The following is a 16,226-nucleotide window of genomic DNA, read 5'->3' on the forward strand; positions in this document are numbered from 1 at the left end:
TTTGTGGATGGCGGTACACAGCGTGTGCGCAATTTCGTGCGCACTTCCTGCAAGCCATCACGTTAGCACCTGCGGCCCGATGAGCGCGCCACAGTTCAACCGCTATCAGTAACGAATCATCACCGACTTGAGCTCGGTGTAATCATCGATAAAGGCACTGCCAAACTCCCGCCCCACCCCCGAGGACTTGTTGCCACCGAACGGCACCGCCGGATCAAGCATAGTGTGCATGTTCACCCACACAGTGCCGGCCTCGATCGCGGGCACCATGCGCAGGGCTTTGCTCAGGTCATTGGTCCAGAGGCTGGCACTCAGGCCATAGGGCGTGTTGTTCATCAGTTCCAGCAATTCTTCTTCGGTGTCGTAGGGGAAGAAGGTGGCTATCGGGCCGAAGGTTTCCTCGTTGAGCAGAGTGTCGTCGATGGTGTTGGCGAGGATCACTGTCGGTTCGACATAACAGCCGGGCCGGTCGATCAGGTTGCCGCCGTGGATGATGGTGTTGTTTTCGGCACGGGCCTTGGCGAAAAAGCCTTCGAGCTTGAGTTGATGCTGGCGGTTGGTGACCGGACCGAATTCGGTGCGCTCATCCAGTGGCGAGCCAATGTTCAGTTTGCTCAAGCGTTGGGCCAGTTTGTCCATGATCGGCTCGATCTGCGAGCTATGGGCGAAGAACCGTTCGGCCGCGGCGCAGATTTGTCCGGAATGCAGGAAGCCGGCCTCGATAATACCGTTGACCGCTTTGTCCAGATCGACATCGCGCAGGAAACCTGCCGAGTTTTTACCGCCCAGTTCCAGGGTCGCACGGGTCAACCCGGCGCCCATGGCACTGCGGCCGACAGCGATGCCGGTGGGCACTGATCCGGTGAACGAAACCTTGTCGGTGCCGGGGTGCTCGATCAGTCCTTTTCCCACCAGACCACCACCGGTCAATACGTTCAGCGCGCCGGCAGGCAGGCCGGCTTCGATCGCCAGTTCGGCGATCCGCAGGATGGTCAACGGGGTGAATTCGCTGGGTTTGATGATGATGCTGCACCCGGTTACCAGCGCCGAGGCGAGTTTCCAGATGGCGATCATGGTCGAAAAATTCCACGGCACAATGCCCACCACCACGCCGACCGGTTCGCGCAGGGTGAAAGCGGTATAGCGTTCGCCGGCGAAGGAGGGTAGTGACGGGGTGATGGTCTGGCCGCTGATCTTGGTCGCCCAGCCGGCGTAATAACGCAGGAAGTGAGCAGCCTGGTCGACTTCGAATGCCCGGGAAATCTGGATGATTTTGCCCGATTGGCAGGTTTCGATCTGCGCCAGTTCTTCGCGGTTTTGCTCCAGCAGGTCAGCCAGTTTCAGCAGCACGTTGCCCCGCGTCGCCGGTGCGACCTGGGACCAATGCTTGAAGCCGCGATTGGCCGACTCCACTGCCACATCGATATCGACAGGATCAGCGTCTGCAACTCGGGCGATGACTTGGCCGGTGGCGGGATTGATCACCTCCAGCGTCTGGCTGGAATGGCTCTGGACGTAACCGCCGTCAATAAACAGCGCATGGCTTCGACTGAGAAAGGCTTCAACTTCTGGCAGTAGTGGAATATCGCTCATGGGGGTTTTCCTGGTCGCGAACAAGAGAAAAGACCGAGGTTATTCCATGGGGCCAAGCGTGGCTTGACTATACCTGCCGGGCCACATGTCTGTGGCTGCCAGAGCAGTTGGACGCCTGAGCACTAGACGTGGTCGTTGCCTTTGAAAAGTACAATATTGGCTCTGGAAGGTGCATTTTTTACCTGGACGGCTCGTTCCATAATGGCCCTGCATCCGGCGCCGCTCCTTCGATTCGGAGGAGATCGCCGGGCATCCAATAATAAGCAGGGCCGTCCATGAAAAAGCCAAACCCGCTTCTCGAAGACCTCAAGTCCATTCTGCCGACCATCGCTGCCAATGCCTTTCAGGCCGAGCAGGACCGCAAGGTCCCCGACGAGAACATTGCGCTGCTCAAAAGCATCGGCATGCACCGCGCCTTTCAGCCGAAGAAGTTTGGTGGCATGGAAATATCGCTGCCACAATTCGCCGACTGCATTGCCTTGCTCGCCGGTTCTTGTGCCAGCACGGCATGGGCCATGAGCCTGCTCTGCACCCACAGCCATCAACTGGCGCTGTTCTCGGCCAAACTGCAGCAGGAAGTCTGGGGCACTGACCCGGATGCCACCGCCAGCAGCAGCATCGCGCCTTTTGGGCGTACCGAAGAGACCGAAGGCGGCGTGCTGTTCAGCGGTGAAATGGGCTGGAGCAGCGGTTGCGATCACGCTGAGTGGGCGATCGTCGGTTTCCGCCGCAAGAATGCTGAAGGCGCCCAGGACTACTGCTTCGCGGTAGTGCCACGCAGCGACTACCAGATCCGTGACGACTGGTTCGCCGCCGGTATGAAAGGTAGCGGCACCAAGACCTTGATGATCGACAATGTGCTGGTACCAGAACACCGCATCCAGAAAGCCAAGGACATGATGGAAGGCAAGTCCGCAGGCTTCGGTCTGTACCCGGACAGCAAAATTTTCTACTCGCCGTATCGTCCTTACTTCGCCAGCGGTTTCTCCACTGTCAGCCTGGGTGTTGCCGAGCGGATGCTTGAGGTGTTCCGCGAAAAGACCAAAACCCGCGTGCGCGCCTACACCGGTGCTGCGGTCGGTGCCGCGACACCGGCCTTGATGCGTCTGGCCGAGTCGACTCATCAGGTGGCTGCAGCCCGAGCCTTTCTCGAGAAAACCTGGGAGGAACATGCCGAACACAGCGAACAGCAGCGTTATCCAACCCGCGAGACCCTGGCGTTCTGGCGCACCAATCAGGCCTACGCGACCAAAATGTGCATCCAAGCGGTGGACCGTCTGTTCGAGGCTGCTGGTGGCAACGCCTGGTTCGAGCACAACGAGATGCAGCGTCTCTTCCGCGACTCGCACATGACCGGGGCCCATGCCTACACCGACTACGACGTCTGCGCGCAGATCCTCGGCCGCGAGCTGATGGGCCTGGAACCTGATCCGAGCATGATCTGAGTCGGACCGTCATAACAACAATCAGGACTGCTCCTGAAAGCAGTCCGGGAGTCTTGCATGTCTGATAACAGCGTTTGTGCAGCCACTGAAACGACCTTCGACCCACGCGCCTTTCGCCGGGCACTGGGCAATTTCGCCACCGGGGTGACCGTGGTGACCGCCGCCACCGCATCCGGGCGCAAAGTCGGGGTGACCGCCAACAGCTTCAACTCGGTATCCCTCGATCCGCCTCTGGTGCTGTGGAGCATCGACAAGCGTTCCAACAGCCACGAGGTGTTCGAAGAGGCCAGCCATTTCGCGGTCAACGTACTGGCGGCGGACCAGATCGACCTCTCCAACAATTTCGCCCGCCCCAAGGAAGATCGCTTCGCCGAGATCGAATTCGAACCAGGCGAGGGCGGCGCGCCGGTATTCGCTGATTGCTCGGCGCGTTTTCACTGTGAGAAATACCAGCAAGTGGACGGCGGCGATCACTGGATCATGATCGGCAAGGTGGTGGCCTTCGACGACTTCGGCCGCTCGCCGTTGCTCTATCACCAAGGCGCCTACTCCATGGTCCTGCCCCATACCCGCATGACCAAGCGCGATGAAAGCCAGCCTCCGAGCAGCCATTTCCAGGGGCGCCTCAGCCACAATCTGTATTACCTGATGACCCAGGCGGTGCGGGCCTACCAGTCCAGCTACCAGCCACGGCAGCTGTCCACAGGCCTGCGCACCAGCGAGGCACGGATGCTGATGGTGCTGGAAAGTGACGCTGGGCTGGGCCTGAACGATCTGTTGCGGGAGGTGGCAATGCCGGTGCGGGAAATCGATGAGGCGGTGGCCAACCTCAAGCGCAAAGGGTTGGTCAACGACGATGACAGCCGCGTGCGCCTGACCACTGCCGGTATCGAGCAGACCGAAGACCTCTGGGCCATTGCTCGGGAGCAGCAGGACAAGGTGTTCGCCGATTTCAGCGAAGAACAGATCGACACCTTCAAAGCGGTGTTGAAGAGCCTGATCAGTAACTGTTGATATCCCATCAAATTTTTATGGCGCCTCAGGGCGCCATTTTTATTGATGGCAGACAGGAGCAAACGCCTCAGCAGCCTCGTACAAGCAATCACCTTTAGTTTGCTATCAGATCCAGTGTTTCGACTCGACGAACAAAGGACAGGCTGATGTTCTTCAAGAAACATAAACAGCTGCAGGCGCTCGCTGAGGCAGTGCAGCTGGAACAGTTCACGCAAGAAAAAGCCCAAATCGTGCAGCGGCTGCTGACGGTCGAGAGCCTGGCCAAGGACCAGACCGGCCAATTGGAGAGAAGCGAGCAGGCGCTTGAAACCCTTCGCCAGCAACTGGAACAGGCCCGGAGCCGCGAACAGGCGCTTGAAGTCGAGTTAAGCCGGCACGTGCAGCTGTCCCGCCAGCATCAGCAGGAGGAGCAGATCTGGGAACTGTTGCAGTCGACACTGACCGAAGGCTGCTGGGATATCACCGTGGTCAACGGCGATGTGCAGGATCCAGCCAGCTGCATGCGGTTTTCCAATCAGTTCCGCATCCTCATGGGCTATGCGCTGCATGAGCTGCCCGACGGCTGGGATGCTCAGGTCAGCATTACTCATCCAGACGATCTGCCGAAGATCATGGCGATCTTCGATCGGGAAATCCTCGCAACCCACAGTGGCGGCGAATACGTCTTTGAATACCGGATGCGCCACAAGACCCGTGACTACATCTGGTGTCGCGAGCGTGGTCGTGCGGCCCGTGATGAGCAGGGACGTTTGACCCGTGTGATCGGCGCGGTACGCGACATCAGCGATGAGCGTTCAGCCAAGGCCACCCATCAACAAATGCTTGAACAGAATCAGGCAACCTACGGCCAGATCGCGACGGTGGTGGGGGTCATCAAGGGCATCGCCGACCAGACCAATCTATTGGCCTTGAACGCCGCCATCGAAGCGGCCAGGGCGGGCGAGGTCGGGCGCGGGTTTTCAGTGGTGGCCGATGAAGTGCGCAAACTGGCGGAAAATACCCGCCAGGCGACTCATCAGATTCAGACGATGTTGCATCAACATAAACAGTAAACCGCGTCAGGAGCTGCGCAAGGCAGCTCCTGACGGCGATCAGAAGGGCACGGCCACGGTCAGCTGGCTGTAGACGTTGGTGCCGTTGCCGCCCACCTGATTGCCGCCGTTGCTTGCATCCTGTTTCGGCTGGTAAAGACCGATCAGCGGACTGATGATCAGGTGGCTGTTGACCGCCCATTCGACATACAGGTCCAGCTCTCGGGCATCCAGATTGAGCGCATTGCTTTTATCCAGGGTGTTGAAGTCGAAGTACAACGCACCGACCGTCAAATTCTCCAGCGGGGTCGCCTTGAGGCCGACATGATGGATGCTGGTGTTGCTATTGAAAGGACCGGCGTAGTTGGAGGCAACCTCTCCCTGGAACCAGGTGCCGTAACCGGTGCTCAATCCGGTGAACAGGGCGTCCCATTTTTCCGAGTAACGCGTGTAGCGGTAGGTCAGCTTCGGTGACCAGGCAATGTCAGCGAAGGTATAGCCGGCCTCGGCATACCATGCTTTCTCAGGACCCGCGTCCTTGTCCTGCCAAGCGTATTCAAAAGCGAAACTAGCGTTCTCGATACCGGCATCACCTTCACCGCGCAGGCTGTAGATATCCATGCCTTTGCGTTGTTTCTGGAAGTCGCTGGCCCACTGGTCCGTGACATCAATACCGTGGACCCAGGTCAGACCCAGCGTGCCGGCTTTGGCCGTGTAGTCAAGGGTGCCGGCCGCCAACTCGGTTTCAGCCTGGGCACGGTTGTCAGACTTGAGCCACAGTACATTGCCATGCAGGCCATCCTGGCCACCCAGGCGTAGCACTGCGGTGCGGTCGAAGGCATGTCGTGCCGCGAGGTAGTAGGCACCGCCACGGTTCAGCGCACCGTCAGCCGGGCCTTTACCCAGGTTCGGTCCGTCGTCGTTGATCAGGAACCCCCTGCCGAGTTTGACCACTTGGCGACCAGCGGAAAAATCGACGCCGTCTTTCCCTAGCGCCGGGAACAAGTCCGCAGAACGCCAACCCAAGTAGGCGTCCTCGATTTTAGTGGTGCGCTCCGAACCGTCGGTGTTGCCGGCGGCGTCGCCGTCGCCCCAAGTGCCGGAGCTGACCCAATTTAGCGCTCCATAGCCTGTGCCGTTGCCGTCTAACCCTTGATCGCCGCTCAATCCATATTTGATGAAACCTTCCTGCCAGGTGGAGCCGCCCGGCGTGCCATCGTAGTTCTTGCGACTGTTGAACATCCCGTACACGGCCAGGAAGTCGGCGTTCAGATGGGTGTCATTATCGGCGTAAAGTTCGTAGGCCTGGACCGACGAGTCGGTGATCAAGAGTGCGATACCCAGGGCGACGGCCTTGGACAGCGATCGCGCTTTCAGTGTTTGCTCCATTATTGTTATTCCCCAGTATGGTAAGACAGCAGGTAGGTCGAGCGCCCATTAGGGCGGCCGGGGGCGGGGGAAGTCTTTCACATGCGTGCCAAACATTTGATCCTGTCAGCCACGCGGGGAACCATGGCAGGGAGCAACAAAACCGGCGGCAGACATGGGCAAGACGATCAGGGCGGCAGAGGCGCACAGTGACTCTGCACACGGCGCCGTTTCGATCAGGGACTGGCTGGGGAGGGCGTTATCGCCGGCTCCTTGAACGGCTCGTTACATCCATTATAAAAATCCGCTTTTCGAGGATCTGCACTATGTCGATCAATGACAGACTCACCGAGCATTTGAACCGGGGCACGGTCGGTTTTCCCACTGCGCTCGCCAGCACCATTGGTCTGATCATGGCCAGCCCGGTGATTCTCACCGCGACCATGGGGTTCGGCATCGGTGGCAGCGCCTTCGCCGTGGCCATGCTGATCGCCGTGGTGATGATGCTGGCCCAGGCGACCACCTTCGCTGAAGCTGCGTCGATCCTGCCGACCACCGGCTCGGTCTATGACTACATCAATTGCGGTATGGGCCGTTTTTTCGCGATCACCGGCACCTTGTCCGCCTACCTGATCGTCCATGTGTTCGCTGGAACCGCGGAAACCATTCTTTCCGGGGTCATGGCGCTTGTGAACTTCGAACACCTCAATACCCTGGCTGAATCGGCCGGCGGTTCATGGTTGCTGGGGGTGGGCTTCGTCATCGTGTTCGGGGTTCTCAATGCCTTCGGCGTCAGTGCTTTCGGCAGGGCCGAGATCATCCTCACCTTCGGTATGTGGACCACCTTGATGGTGTTTGGTGTATTGGGTTTGATTGCCGCACCAGCAGTGCAACTGGATGGCTGGTTCGGTGAGTCGATGGTCGGCACTGACCTGATTACCATTCTGTCGCTGGTGGGCATGGCCATGTTCATGTTCGTCGGCTGCGAGTTCGTCACCCCGCTGGCGCCGGACCTTCGCAATTCGGCCAAGGTCATGCCCAAGGCGATGATTCTCGGTTTGCTGAGCGTGGCGACGTGCATGTTCATCTACGGCGCGGCGATGAAACGTCAGGTGGAGAACGTGTTGCTCGATGCCGCCAGCGGCGTGCATCTGCTCGATACACCGATGGCCATTCCAAAGTTCGCCGAGCAGGTGATGGGCGATATCGGTCCGATGTGGTTGGGGATCGGCTTTCTGTTTGCCGGGGCGGCGACCATCAATACGCTGATGGCCGGTGTGCCGAGGATTCTCTACGGCATGGCGGTCGACGGCGCATTGCCCAAGGTCTTCACCTACCTGCATCCGCGCTTCAAGACGCCGCTGCTGTGCATTCTGGTGGTGATGCTGATTCCTTGTCTGCATGCACTGTATCTGGGCGGCAACGCCGACCACATCATGCCCCTGGTGCTGGCGGCCGTCTGTGCCTGGAGTTTCGCTTATCTGCTGGTGACGCTGTCGGTGGTGATCCTGCGGATCCGCCGTCCCGATCTGCCAAGGGCCTATCGCTCGCCATTCTTCCCGCTGCCACAGATTGTCTCCAGTATCGGCATCCTGCTGGGCATGTGGTTCATCACGCCGCCCGGCATGAACCCGGCAGACATCTATGTTCCGTTCGCGGTGATGCTCGGTGGCACCGCGGTGTACGCGCTGTTCTGGACGTTAGTCGTGCAGAAGGTCAATCCATTCAAGCCGGCTTCGGTGGAAGAAGTGCTGGCCAAGGAGTTTTCGAATGAGCCAGGGCACCCTAACAACGGGTATATCGACCATGCTGCAAAAACTGTCTGAGCTGTTCAGTGCCAGACGCGCCCCGGCCGGTTATCGGCCGGGGGTGACGCTCGAGCACCTGCGGCGCAACCTCGGCCTGGCCAGTTTCGAGCAGACAGAGCCGACAGCGGCCCGGGCTTCGCTGGGCGATGGCAGCTTGCAATTGGAGATCGTCGAGCGCACCGAGTCGCAGCTGTTAATGCACCTGGTCATGACCGAGTTCGTGATCCGGGTGCCTGCCTCGACTGAGGGCACGACGAGCTTCGATCTGCACCATAGCGGGGCTGTTCGACGGACCGGGATCTGCTGTCGGCAGCGTGCTGGAGACGTCGCGCTATTGGCCGTGTTGCAGGCCAAGTTGCAGGAGGACAGGGCGCTCCACCAGGCCTTGATGCCGCTGGACTTCAAGCGCTTGCGCATCGATCTGGACGGGCGTCAGTGGTGCGTGCGGCTGGAGCATATGGGCGGTAGCGAAGTGGTCAACCGGATGCCGGCCTTTCGTCGCTACATCGCCTTGAGCCGTGAGCAGCGCGACTGGCTGCTCAAGTCCTTGAGCGGTTTGCAGCGAGTGCTGCGCACGCTTTGAGTTTGGCATCATAAGTGCTTTCACATACGGCTATCAGTACTTGTTGCGCGCATATAGATAACATGTTAACTATTGCGCTACAAAAACAAAAAGCCATTGTGGAGATACCCATGAGCATCCAACAGGTTGTGCAAGACGGGCTGGAAACCTGGACCCGGGATCTGCGAGCTGTTTGCGGTCACTTCGACACAGAACTGGCCTTCAACCGCGCGCTGTTCATCGGTGAGGTGTCCAAGTTCTCCCGAGGCGGTCTGCCGCTGGCCAACCTGCGCACCAATGCGGGCCTCATCAAGCGCCCCAAGACCAACCCCGACCACGATAACGACCAGCATTGTTTCCTGGTCAGCCAGCGCAGCGGTTACGCCCAAATCACCCAGAATGGCCAGAGCATTCAGCTGGCTCCCGGGGATCTTCTGCTGATGGATTCGGCAGGGTCCATCGAAATCACCCCCTTTGGCCTGATCGAACATGCCTCCCTGTCCTTGTCTCGCAATGAAGTGTGCAAGCAGCTCGGCAGCCAGCCCAGGACCTTCGGCAAAATCTCCTCGAGCAAGGCCTGCGGGCGGATGCTGCACGTGCTGATGGATCAGCTGTGCAAAGACAGCCTGGAGGGTGAAGGCGCCGTGGGCGAGGGCGAGGCCCTGCAGTGTGCTTTTGCTTCGCTGCTCGGCTCGGCATTCGAGCAGGATCATGATTCACGGGACGACAGCGCCTCGTTGCAGGGCAATAATCTGCGCAGTTATGTGCAGAAAGTCATTGATGAATCCCTGACCCAGCCTGGTCTGAGCCCGGTGGGCCTGGCCAATCGGCTGAACATTTCGGTGAGGCATTTGTACCGGTTGTTCGAAGAACAGGACGATAGCGTCTGCCGTTACATTCAACGGGCCCGGCTCAAACGCAGCGCCGATGACCTGACCAACCCTTTTCTGAGGACCGAGTCGATCACCTCGATCGCCTACAAGTGGGGCTTCACCGATTCGGCGCACTTCAGCCGCTCGTTCAAGAAGCAGTTCGAGCAATCGCCCAAGGATTTTCGTTCCAGTCATTTGCAGCAGGCGGGGGGGGCGGCGTGAGTCTTTGACTGGATGTAAAAAGGGGGGCTTCCCAAAGCCCCCCTTTTCAGTATTAAAAAAGCTGTATCAAACCTCTGGCAAGGTCGAACCGCCATCGACTACCAGCGTCTGTCCGGTGATGTAAGCCGCCAGATCCGACGCCAGAAACAGCATGGCCCCGGCGATATCGGCCGCAGTGCCCAGTCGCCCCAAAGGCACACGGCTGGCGATATCATCGTTGACCTGGTCGTCCCCCAGATTGCCCATCGCCGGCGTCGCAATCATGCCGGGCTCGACGCCATTGACCCGCACATTGAGGCCTGCCAGTTCCAGAGCGGCGTTGCGAATGAAACCGTTGACCCCGGCCTTGGACGCCGCATAGTGACTCAGCCCCGGGTAGGCCACCCGTGGGCCAGTGACCGATGAGGTCACCAGCACGCAACCCTGACCCTGACGACGGAACATCGGCAAGGCCGCTTGGGTCAGCCAGAACAGTGCCGAGAGATTGACGGCCAGGGTACGGTCGAGAATGGATGGGGTGATCTCGGCGAAGGGGGTCAGTGGAAAATACCCGGCGTTGTGCACCAGGATATCCAGCCGACCCAAACGCTGCTCCAGGCTCTGAACCAGTTCGAACACCGCCGTGGACTCGGCCAGGTCGACGGACACAGCTTCGACCTGACACGCCTGCCCGGACAACTCAACGGCCAGCGCCTGGGCCTGAGGCAGTTGCAGATCGGCGATTACCACACGCGCACCGCGCAAGGCGAAGGCTTCGACAATCGCCCGTCCAATGCCCTGTGCGCCGCCGGTCACCAGTACGGTTTTGCCGCTGAAGTCCAGGTCTTCAGGCATGAGGTTGCTCCATATGGGTATAGGCCAGGGTTGGCACATCGACGATGCTCGATCCGCCGTCGGCCACCAGGGTTGCGCCGGTGATGATCGAGGCCTCTCTGGACGCCAAGAAGCGACACACCCTGGCTATTTCTTCGGCACTGGCCGGCCGGCGCAACGGGACGTCGGCGCAGACTCGGTCATAGGCTTGCTGCAGCGTATCGCCATAAAAATCCATCAGCGGCTGCATCTCCTGATCGGCCATGGGCGTGCGTACCCAGCCCGGGCAAACGGCATTCACCCGCACGCCGCGCGGGCCGTAATCCCTGGCCAGCGAGCGGTTGAGGCCGAGCAGCGCGTGCTTGGCCGTGGTGTAGCCGCAGACTTCGGGCCCTGCCGCCAATGAGGCAATGGAACCGATCAGCACGATGTTGCCAGTACTTTCCAGCAGCAGCGGCAGACAGGCCCGGGCACTATAGAAAGAGCTGTCCAGGTTACTGCGCAGCGCCGCTTCCCAGGTTTGCGGGCTGGTCTGAGTGGCGCTGCCCAGACCATGACCGCCGGCACAGGCCAGCAGCACATCGAGCCGACCATAACGCTGACGAATCTGTGCGACGAAACCTTCCCAGGTGTCCGGACAGGCTGCATCACCGACCAGGACCAGGCCGCCGGTTTCCTGGGCAATCTGCTCCAGCGGCTCGCGGCGGCGGCCGATCAGCACCAGATTGGCGCCTTCGGCTGCGTACAGCCGAGCGCAGGCGGCACCGATGCCAGTCCCGGCTCCCGTGATTGCAACGATACGTGGCTCAGGCATCGGGATACTCCGTGTGGTTGAGAACCTGGCAGTAAGAGGCGACCGGAAAGTTCGACAGCTCATCGAAGGACGACCCGGCATAACCGAAAATCTTGCCGTCGCTGCGGTGCTGTTGCATGTCGATCAGCACCACACCGAGTGTCGGGATGATCTTCTCGCGCCAGACGAACAGGTACAACTGATCGGCGATCTTGTAGTAGTGGCAGCGGTCGGTGTCGCACAGGCCTTGCTCTACGCCCTTGAGGCACTGCCAGGAATAGAATTGATCGTTGAGGTAGATGTGCTCGTAGACTTCGCTTGGGCTGTAGCGATACAGGTTGTGCAAGCCGGTCAGTTCGCTTGTTGGTGCGTGAGGGCATTGGCCTTCCTGCCACGGACGATCGAGGCTGCCATGCAGGAAATCCACCTCGACCGAGGTCAGGTTCTTGCCGGCCAGCGCACGGCTGTAGAGGTCTTCGCGGGTTTGCTCCTGGGTCGGCATGCGGCCGATCACGGCGGTGAACGCAGCGCTGGCGGTGTCGAGCACTAGGCTCACCGACCAGGCTTGAGCGCCTTCGCGCTTGATGAAATCCACCAGGTACAGACCGGGGCGCACCGAAGTTGCCCGATACGCTGCGGTGCCGTTGGAGTGGCCGTCGGCAGCAGTCCAAGAAACCGTTTCGGTGTCGAAACGATGTTCGATCTGCCAGCCATTGGCGAAGTTCAGCGTGAAGGTCTTGCCATTCAGGTCGGCCAGGTTCGGCAGGATGAACGCTTCTGGGGCGAAGCCGTCGGCCAGGGCGCCAACGGTGATCCAGTCAGAGGGTGTGGTCATTACAATGCTCCGGTTGAGTGAAGTAACAACCTGGATCATGCCGCTCGGATACTGGCTCGCCTATCAACCGGATGGTTGAACCGGGTTAGAGAAACAGCGTCCCCACCAACTCGGTACGACTGGCCACTCCAGTCTTGCGAAACAGGTTGATCAGGTGGGTCTTGATGGTCGGCAGACCGACTTCCAGTTCTAGGGCCAGTTGCTTGTTGCTGGCGCCCTGGCGCAACAACAACGCGATCTGCCGCTCCTTGGGCGTCAGGCCGATCAGCGGATCTTCGCAGGGCGGCATGTTCGCCACGGCCAGTTGCAGCAGAGACTGCAAGGCATTGAGCTGGGCCAGCTGGTCGGTGGTGAAGGCGCCTTGTTCGGCGGTGCGCAGCAACGAGATGGCAGCCTGAGGCTGGCCGGCGCGATGGGCGAGGATCTCCACCACATCGACAACGCCGTAGCGCTGCAGAAAATCTCGATAGCGCCGACTGTCGCGAGTCGACTGTCGGGCCATGGCCAGGCCCAGCGGCACCACGGCCAGCCCGCTGGACAGGCAATTGCGCGGTTGCAGCGGGTCGAACTGACGGTAGTTGTCCAGGTAGTCGTGATGCATCTCAGCGCTCATGCAATGCAAGCGGAAATCACGGGCTTGCAGTTGCCGGTCGACACAGTAGAACGCCGCCTGACTGGCAGGAACGAGTTGAGTGAAAGCCTGCAGGCAATGGCCGGCGACTTCCTGGGTGGGGATGGCGTTCATGGTCAGTAACCTTCGCCAAAAAAAGGCTGCCAGTGGGAGTCGGCAGCCAGGATCGATCAGACGACAGCGAAATAATGCTTCACAAAGCTTTCACTGACAACTTCCCAGAGAACAGGCGTGCCCTTGGTCACGAACCAGCTGTCACCGGCCTTGTAGCGAGTGCTCTGGCCGGTGGATTCGTCGGTCAGGACCACTTCGCCGGTGACCACGGTGGCTTGTTCGGCGAACGGATAGACCATCCGGAATTTTCCTTGGGTGGTGCCGAAGTAGGCACTGCTGACCGGGTCGGTCGGCGCTCCGAAGGTCATTTTGCCGAAGGCCCGGACTTCGCCTTCGAGGATTTCAGAGCCGAGGTCGGCGACGGTGCCCCAGGCGTCCAGTTCGGACAGCTGGATGTCTTTCTTGAGGGTAACAAGGGTCATGGCAGTTGCTCCTGATGAGTAAAAAAGAGGAAGGGGAAGAGCGCCTCGGCCGTTACCGACGCCCGTTCCAGTAACCCGATAGCTGGTGCCAGGACTTGCCGGCGGTCAGCAACAGTGGGCGAAACGCATCTTTGCCAAGGATGGTCGGGCGGTGGATCGAACTGACCAGGTCATAGCGCACCGAACCTTCACTCATGCCTTCGGCCAGCACCTTGCAAATGATGTGGCTGGGGGTGACGCCGAAGCCCGAATAGCCCTGAACGAAGAAGGCGTTGCTGCGACCGGGCAGGGTGCCGATCTGCGGGAACAGGTTCGGGCTGCAGGCCATCGGACCACCCCAGGCTAGGTCGATTTTCACGTCCTTGAGGTAGGGAAAAATCTTCAGCATCAAGCGGCGATTCCAGGCCTTCAGATCCAGGGGGATGTGCTCGACCAGCGGCGTGGCCGCGCCGAACAACAGACGGTTTTCGTTGGTGACACGGTAGTAGTCGATTACCGGGCGAATATCGCTGTAGGCGCCGTGAATCGGGCTGATGCGGTTGATCAGCTCGTCCGACAGTGGCTCGGTCATCATCTGGAAGGCGTACGTGTTGATGGTCGAGCGGTGCAGTTCGGGTTCCAGCTTGTTGAGGAAACTGTCGCAGGCCCACAGCAGTTTGCTGGCCTTGACCGAGCCGCGCCCGGTACGCACGGTGATGCGCTCGCCATAACTGACTTCCAGGGCCGGGCTGTTCTCGAAAATCCGCACGCCGTGACCGGCCAGCGCCTTGGCTTCACCGAGCAGTAGGTTCAGCGAATGGACGTGACCGCCGCCCATGTGCAGCAATGCGCTGCTGTAGGCGTCGGAGCCGATGATTTGCTTGACGTCCGAACCACCGAGAAAGCGAATCTCGTGTTTGGTGTTAATCGATTTGAAGTCTTTTTCCCAAGCGCGAAGGGTCTTTTCCTGGCGAGCGTTGAAACCCATGTAGCCGTAGCCGTGACAGAAGTCGGCATCGATGTCGTACTTGGCGATGCGATCCTTGATGATGTCTGCGCCCAGGTCACTGATCTCGAAGACCTGACGCAAACCGTCCTCACCCACGTCCTTCTTGATCTTCTCCAGGTCGTGACCGATGCCGGCCATGATCTGCCCGCCATTGCGGCCAGTACCGCCAAAACCCAGGTAACGCGCCTCCAGCACGACGATATTAGTGATGCCTTTTTCGGCGAGCTCAAGCGCGGTATTGATGCCGGAGAAACCACCGCCAATGATCACAACATCCGCTTCCACATCCTGTTCCAGGGTCGGGAAACTGAGGTTGTATTTCTTGGTGGCCGTGTAATAAGTGGGCGTTTCGATATTGATCATGGCGCAGCCTGAAAAAGTGAAGGAAAACTCAAGCGCTCGGGACTTCGAGAAGCTCTGTACCGGATGACTCTTATTAAGAGCCTTGGCGCAATGAATGTCTTGATTCTCTGTGCCGGGATTTTTGATTCAGCGCGCCAGAGCCCCCCGGAGACCCACAAGTTATAGCGTGTCGTGAGTGGGACAGTGGTAGAGTTTCGTTAAACTATTAACTAAATCAACCGTGATTCTGACTTCCATGCATAAACCCCGGCAATCCCTGACCTTGACCCTATTGCAGGCCCGTGAAGCGGCCATGAGTTTTTTTCGGCCTTCGCTCAACCAGCATGGCCTGACTGAACAACAGTGGCGGGTCATCCGCATCCTCAGTCAGCACGACGAACTGGAAATCTACCAACTGGCGGAATTGGCCTGCATTCTCAAACCGAGCATGACCGGTGTACTGGTGCGCATGGAGGCGGCCGGTATGGTCCATCGGCGCAAGGCCGAGCAGGATCAGCGGCGGGTGTTGGTGACTCTGGCCGAAAAGGGCGAGGCGTGTTTTGCGTCCATGAGCCAGTGCATGGAAGAGAACTACCAACGGTTGCAGGCGCAGTTGGGAGAGGAGAAGTTGCAGACGTTGCTCGGGCTGCTCAATGAGCTGAAAACCATCAAGCGCTTGTAGGAGCCGAGCTTGCTCGCGATGCAGGCGCCGCGATGCGCCAGGCCAACCGCTTCATCGCTCATCGCGAGCAAGCCCGGTTCCCACAAGGCCCGCACAAGACCTTGCTGCTTGTTGGCCCTCAATCGGAAGCCGATCAGCCGACCTATTTGATACTCAGGCACATGTATTTCTGCTCGATGTAATCATCAATCCCGAACTTCGAACCTTCGCGGCCCAATCCTGACTGCTTGATCCCGCCGAACGGCGCCACTTCGGTGGAGATCAGTCCTTCGTTGACCCCGACCATGCCGTACTCCAGCGCTTCGCTGACGCGCCAGGCGCGGCCCAGGTCGCGGGTGTAGACATAGGACGCCAGACCGAACTCCGTATCGTTGGCCATGCCTTCCGGAGCCTTGCTAACTGTTACATGTGGTTTATCTTCCATAAATCAGTCACTTACCTAATTTAACTTTTTCAAGGTTTTTTACATCCCGACTTCATAATGAGGCACGTTCAAATGCCTCAGGACTGACACCGCCCAAGTAACTGTGGCGGCGGGTTCGGTTGTAAAACACTTAGATGTAATCGAACACATCAGCGCGATCATCCTGCCTGGTGCTGTAGATCTTCCGCTTGATCCGCTCTCGCTTCAGCGATTGCATTCGACCTGATCATTAGGTTGTACCGCTTGACTGGCAGAAAGTGGCCAGAT

At 59.3% G+C, this 16,226-nt stretch carries 15 protein-coding genes and 2 pseudogenes; 7 read left to right on the forward strand and 10 right to left on the reverse strand.

All coding sequences use genetic code 11. The features are described from left to right. Positions 1 to 105: 105 nt before the first annotated feature. Complete coding sequence (locus tag IB252_RS08160; protein WP_192408044.1) at positions 106 to 1,593, reverse strand: aldehyde dehydrogenase family protein; 1,488 nt, start codon at positions 1,591 to 1,593, stop codon at positions 106 to 108. 275 nt (positions 1,594 to 1,868) lie between these two features. Between IB252_RS08160 and IB252_RS08165 the strand changes: the two genes are divergently transcribed. The 3 genes from IB252_RS08165 to IB252_RS30410 all read left to right on the forward strand — a co-directional run bounded on the left by IB252_RS08165 (position 1,869) and on the right by IB252_RS30410 (position 5,104). Then, positions 1,869 to 3,038: a p-hydroxyphenylacetate 3-hydroxylase oxygenase component gene (locus IB252_RS08165; protein WP_192408046.1), complete on the forward strand. Its 1,170-nt coding sequence runs from the start codon at positions 1,869 to 1,871 to the stop codon at positions 3,036 to 3,038. A 57-nt stretch (positions 3,039 to 3,095) separates the two neighbouring features. Then, positions 3,096 to 4,052 (forward strand): p-hydroxyphenylacetate 3-hydroxylase reductase component, encoded by a 957-nt coding sequence (locus IB252_RS08170; protein ID WP_192408048.1) that lies wholly within the window; start codon positions 3,096 to 3,098, stop codon positions 4,050 to 4,052. Between the two features lie 146 nt (positions 4,053 to 4,198). Then, the gene (locus IB252_RS30410) at positions 4,199 to 5,104 is read left to right on the forward strand and encodes a methyl-accepting chemotaxis protein (RefSeq protein WP_192408054.1); all 906 of its coding nucleotides are present in this window, start codon (positions 4,199 to 4,201) and stop codon (positions 5,102 to 5,104) included. Between the two features lie 39 nt (positions 5,105 to 5,143). On the opposite strand, the gene IB252_RS08180 is transcribed toward IB252_RS30410, so the two are convergent. Next, entirely contained in the window at positions 5,144 to 6,472 is a 1,329-nt protein-coding gene (locus IB252_RS08180; RefSeq protein ID WP_192408055.1) for a hypothetical protein, read from the reverse strand. Between the two features lie 305 nt (positions 6,473 to 6,777). Between IB252_RS08180 and IB252_RS08185 the strand changes: the two genes are divergently transcribed. From IB252_RS08185 to feaR, 3 genes are all read left to right on the forward strand, one after another. After that, entirely contained in the window at positions 6,778 to 8,277 is a 1,500-nt protein-coding gene (locus IB252_RS08185; protein WP_192408056.1) for an APC family permease, read from the forward strand. Then, on the forward strand, positions 8,258 to 8,842 hold the full coding sequence (locus tag IB252_RS08190; protein ID WP_192408057.1) for a DUF3156 family protein: 585 nt from the start codon (positions 8,258 to 8,260) through the stop codon (positions 8,840 to 8,842). Before IB252_RS08185 ends, IB252_RS08190 begins: the two co-directional genes overlap by 20 nt. A 110-nt stretch (positions 8,843 to 8,952) precedes the next feature. After that, a complete protein-coding gene (gene feaR / locus IB252_RS08195) occupies positions 8,953 to 9,915 on the forward strand; it encodes a transcriptional regulator FeaR (RefSeq protein WP_192408058.1) in 963 nt (320 codons plus the stop codon). Positions 9,916 to 9,981: 66 nt separating this feature from the next. On the opposite strand, the gene IB252_RS08200 is transcribed toward feaR, so the two are convergent. The 6 genes from IB252_RS08200 to IB252_RS08225 form a co-directional block, all read right to left on the reverse strand. Then, a complete protein-coding gene (locus IB252_RS08200) occupies positions 9,982 to 10,749 on the reverse strand; it encodes an SDR family oxidoreductase (RefSeq protein ID WP_192408059.1) in 768 nt (255 codons plus the stop codon). After that, positions 10,742 to 11,542, reverse strand: a complete 801-nt coding sequence (locus IB252_RS08205) for an SDR family NAD(P)-dependent oxidoreductase (RefSeq protein ID WP_192408060.1) — start codon at positions 11,540 to 11,542, stop codon at positions 10,742 to 10,744. The genes IB252_RS08200 and IB252_RS08205 overlap by 8 nt, the downstream gene beginning before the upstream one ends. Further along, on the reverse strand, positions 11,535 to 12,356 hold the full coding sequence (locus IB252_RS08210) for a molybdenum cofactor biosynthesis F family protein (RefSeq protein WP_192408062.1): 822 nt from the start codon (positions 12,354 to 12,356) through the stop codon (positions 11,535 to 11,537). The genes IB252_RS08205 and IB252_RS08210 overlap by 8 nt, the downstream gene beginning before the upstream one ends. Before the next feature lie 85 nt (positions 12,357 to 12,441). Next, complete coding sequence (locus IB252_RS08215; RefSeq protein WP_192408064.1) at positions 12,442 to 13,101, reverse strand: helix-turn-helix transcriptional regulator; 660 nt, start codon at positions 13,099 to 13,101, stop codon at positions 12,442 to 12,444. A 56-nt stretch (positions 13,102 to 13,157) separates the two neighbouring features. Continuing rightward, positions 13,158 to 13,523 (reverse strand): cupin domain-containing protein, encoded by a 366-nt coding sequence (locus IB252_RS08220; RefSeq protein WP_192408066.1) that lies wholly within the window; start codon positions 13,521 to 13,523, stop codon positions 13,158 to 13,160. Positions 13,524 to 13,575: 52 nt separating this feature from the next. Next, a complete protein-coding gene (locus IB252_RS08225; protein WP_192408068.1) occupies positions 13,576 to 14,874 on the reverse strand; it encodes an NAD(P)/FAD-dependent oxidoreductase in 1,299 nt (432 codons plus the stop codon). Positions 14,875 to 15,109: 235 nt separating this feature from the next. Between IB252_RS08225 and hpaR the strand changes: the two genes are divergently transcribed. Next, a complete protein-coding gene (gene hpaR, locus IB252_RS08230; RefSeq protein WP_192408070.1) occupies positions 15,110 to 15,535 on the forward strand; it encodes a homoprotocatechuate degradation operon regulator HpaR in 426 nt (141 codons plus the stop codon). 142 nt (positions 15,536 to 15,677) lie between these two features. Here the strand turns inward: hpaR and IB252_RS08235 are convergent. Then, positions 15,678 to 15,914, reverse strand: a pseudogene (locus tag IB252_RS08235) (aldehyde dehydrogenase family protein); the annotation flags it as partial. Between the two features lie 97 nt (positions 15,915 to 16,011). Then, positions 16,012 to 16,170: pseudogene (locus IB252_RS08240) on the reverse strand (IS3 family transposase); the annotation flags it as partial. Positions 16,171 to 16,226 lie beyond the last annotated feature (56 nt).

The sequence above is a fragment of the Pseudomonas sp. PDM10 genome, assembly GCF_014852295.1.
Classification (GTDB): domain Bacteria; phylum Pseudomonadota; class Gammaproteobacteria; order Pseudomonadales; family Pseudomonadaceae; genus Aquipseudomonas.

Excerpts from the sequence above, each read along its gene's own strand:
- IB252_RS08160 (WP_192408044.1), bottom strand. The coding sequence starts at position 1,593 with ATGAGCGATATTCCACTACTGCCAGAAGTTGAAGCCTTTCTCAGTCGA.
- IB252_RS08165 (WP_192408046.1), top strand. The coding sequence starts at position 1,869 with ATGAAAAAGCCAAACCCGCTTCTCGAAGACCTCAAGTCCATTCTGCCG.
- IB252_RS08170 (WP_192408048.1), top strand. The coding sequence starts at position 3,096 with ATGTCTGATAACAGCGTTTGTGCAGCCACTGAAACGACCTTCGACCCA.
- IB252_RS30410 (WP_192408054.1), top strand. The coding sequence starts at position 4,199 with ATGTTCTTCAAGAAACATAAACAGCTGCAGGCGCTCGCTGAGGCAGTG.
- IB252_RS08180 (WP_192408055.1), bottom strand. The coding sequence starts at position 6,472 with ATGGAGCAAACACTGAAAGCGCGATCGCTGTCCAAGGCCGTCGCCCTG.
- IB252_RS08185 (WP_192408056.1), top strand. The coding sequence starts at position 6,778 with ATGTCGATCAATGACAGACTCACCGAGCATTTGAACCGGGGCACGGTC.
- IB252_RS08190 (WP_192408057.1), top strand. The coding sequence starts at position 8,258 with ATGCTGCAAAAACTGTCTGAGCTGTTCAGTGCCAGACGCGCCCCGGCC.
- feaR (WP_192408058.1), top strand. The coding sequence starts at position 8,953 with ATGAGCATCCAACAGGTTGTGCAAGACGGGCTGGAAACCTGGACCCGG.
- IB252_RS08200 (WP_192408059.1), bottom strand. The coding sequence starts at position 10,749 with ATGCCTGAAGACCTGGACTTCAGCGGCAAAACCGTACTGGTGACCGGC.
- IB252_RS08205 (WP_192408060.1), bottom strand. The coding sequence starts at position 11,542 with ATGCCTGAGCCACGTATCGTTGCAATCACGGGAGCCGGGACTGGCATC.
- IB252_RS08210 (WP_192408062.1), bottom strand. The coding sequence starts at position 12,356 with ATGACCACACCCTCTGACTGGATCACCGTTGGCGCCCTGGCCGACGGC.
- IB252_RS08215 (WP_192408064.1), bottom strand. The coding sequence starts at position 13,101 with ATGAACGCCATCCCCACCCAGGAAGTCGCCGGCCATTGCCTGCAGGCT.
- IB252_RS08220 (WP_192408066.1), bottom strand. The coding sequence starts at position 13,523 with ATGACCCTTGTTACCCTCAAGAAAGACATCCAGCTGTCCGAACTGGAC.
- IB252_RS08225 (WP_192408068.1), bottom strand. The coding sequence starts at position 14,874 with ATGATCAATATCGAAACGCCCACTTATTACACGGCCACCAAGAAATAC.
- hpaR (WP_192408070.1), top strand. The coding sequence starts at position 15,110 with ATGCATAAACCCCGGCAATCCCTGACCTTGACCCTATTGCAGGCCCGT.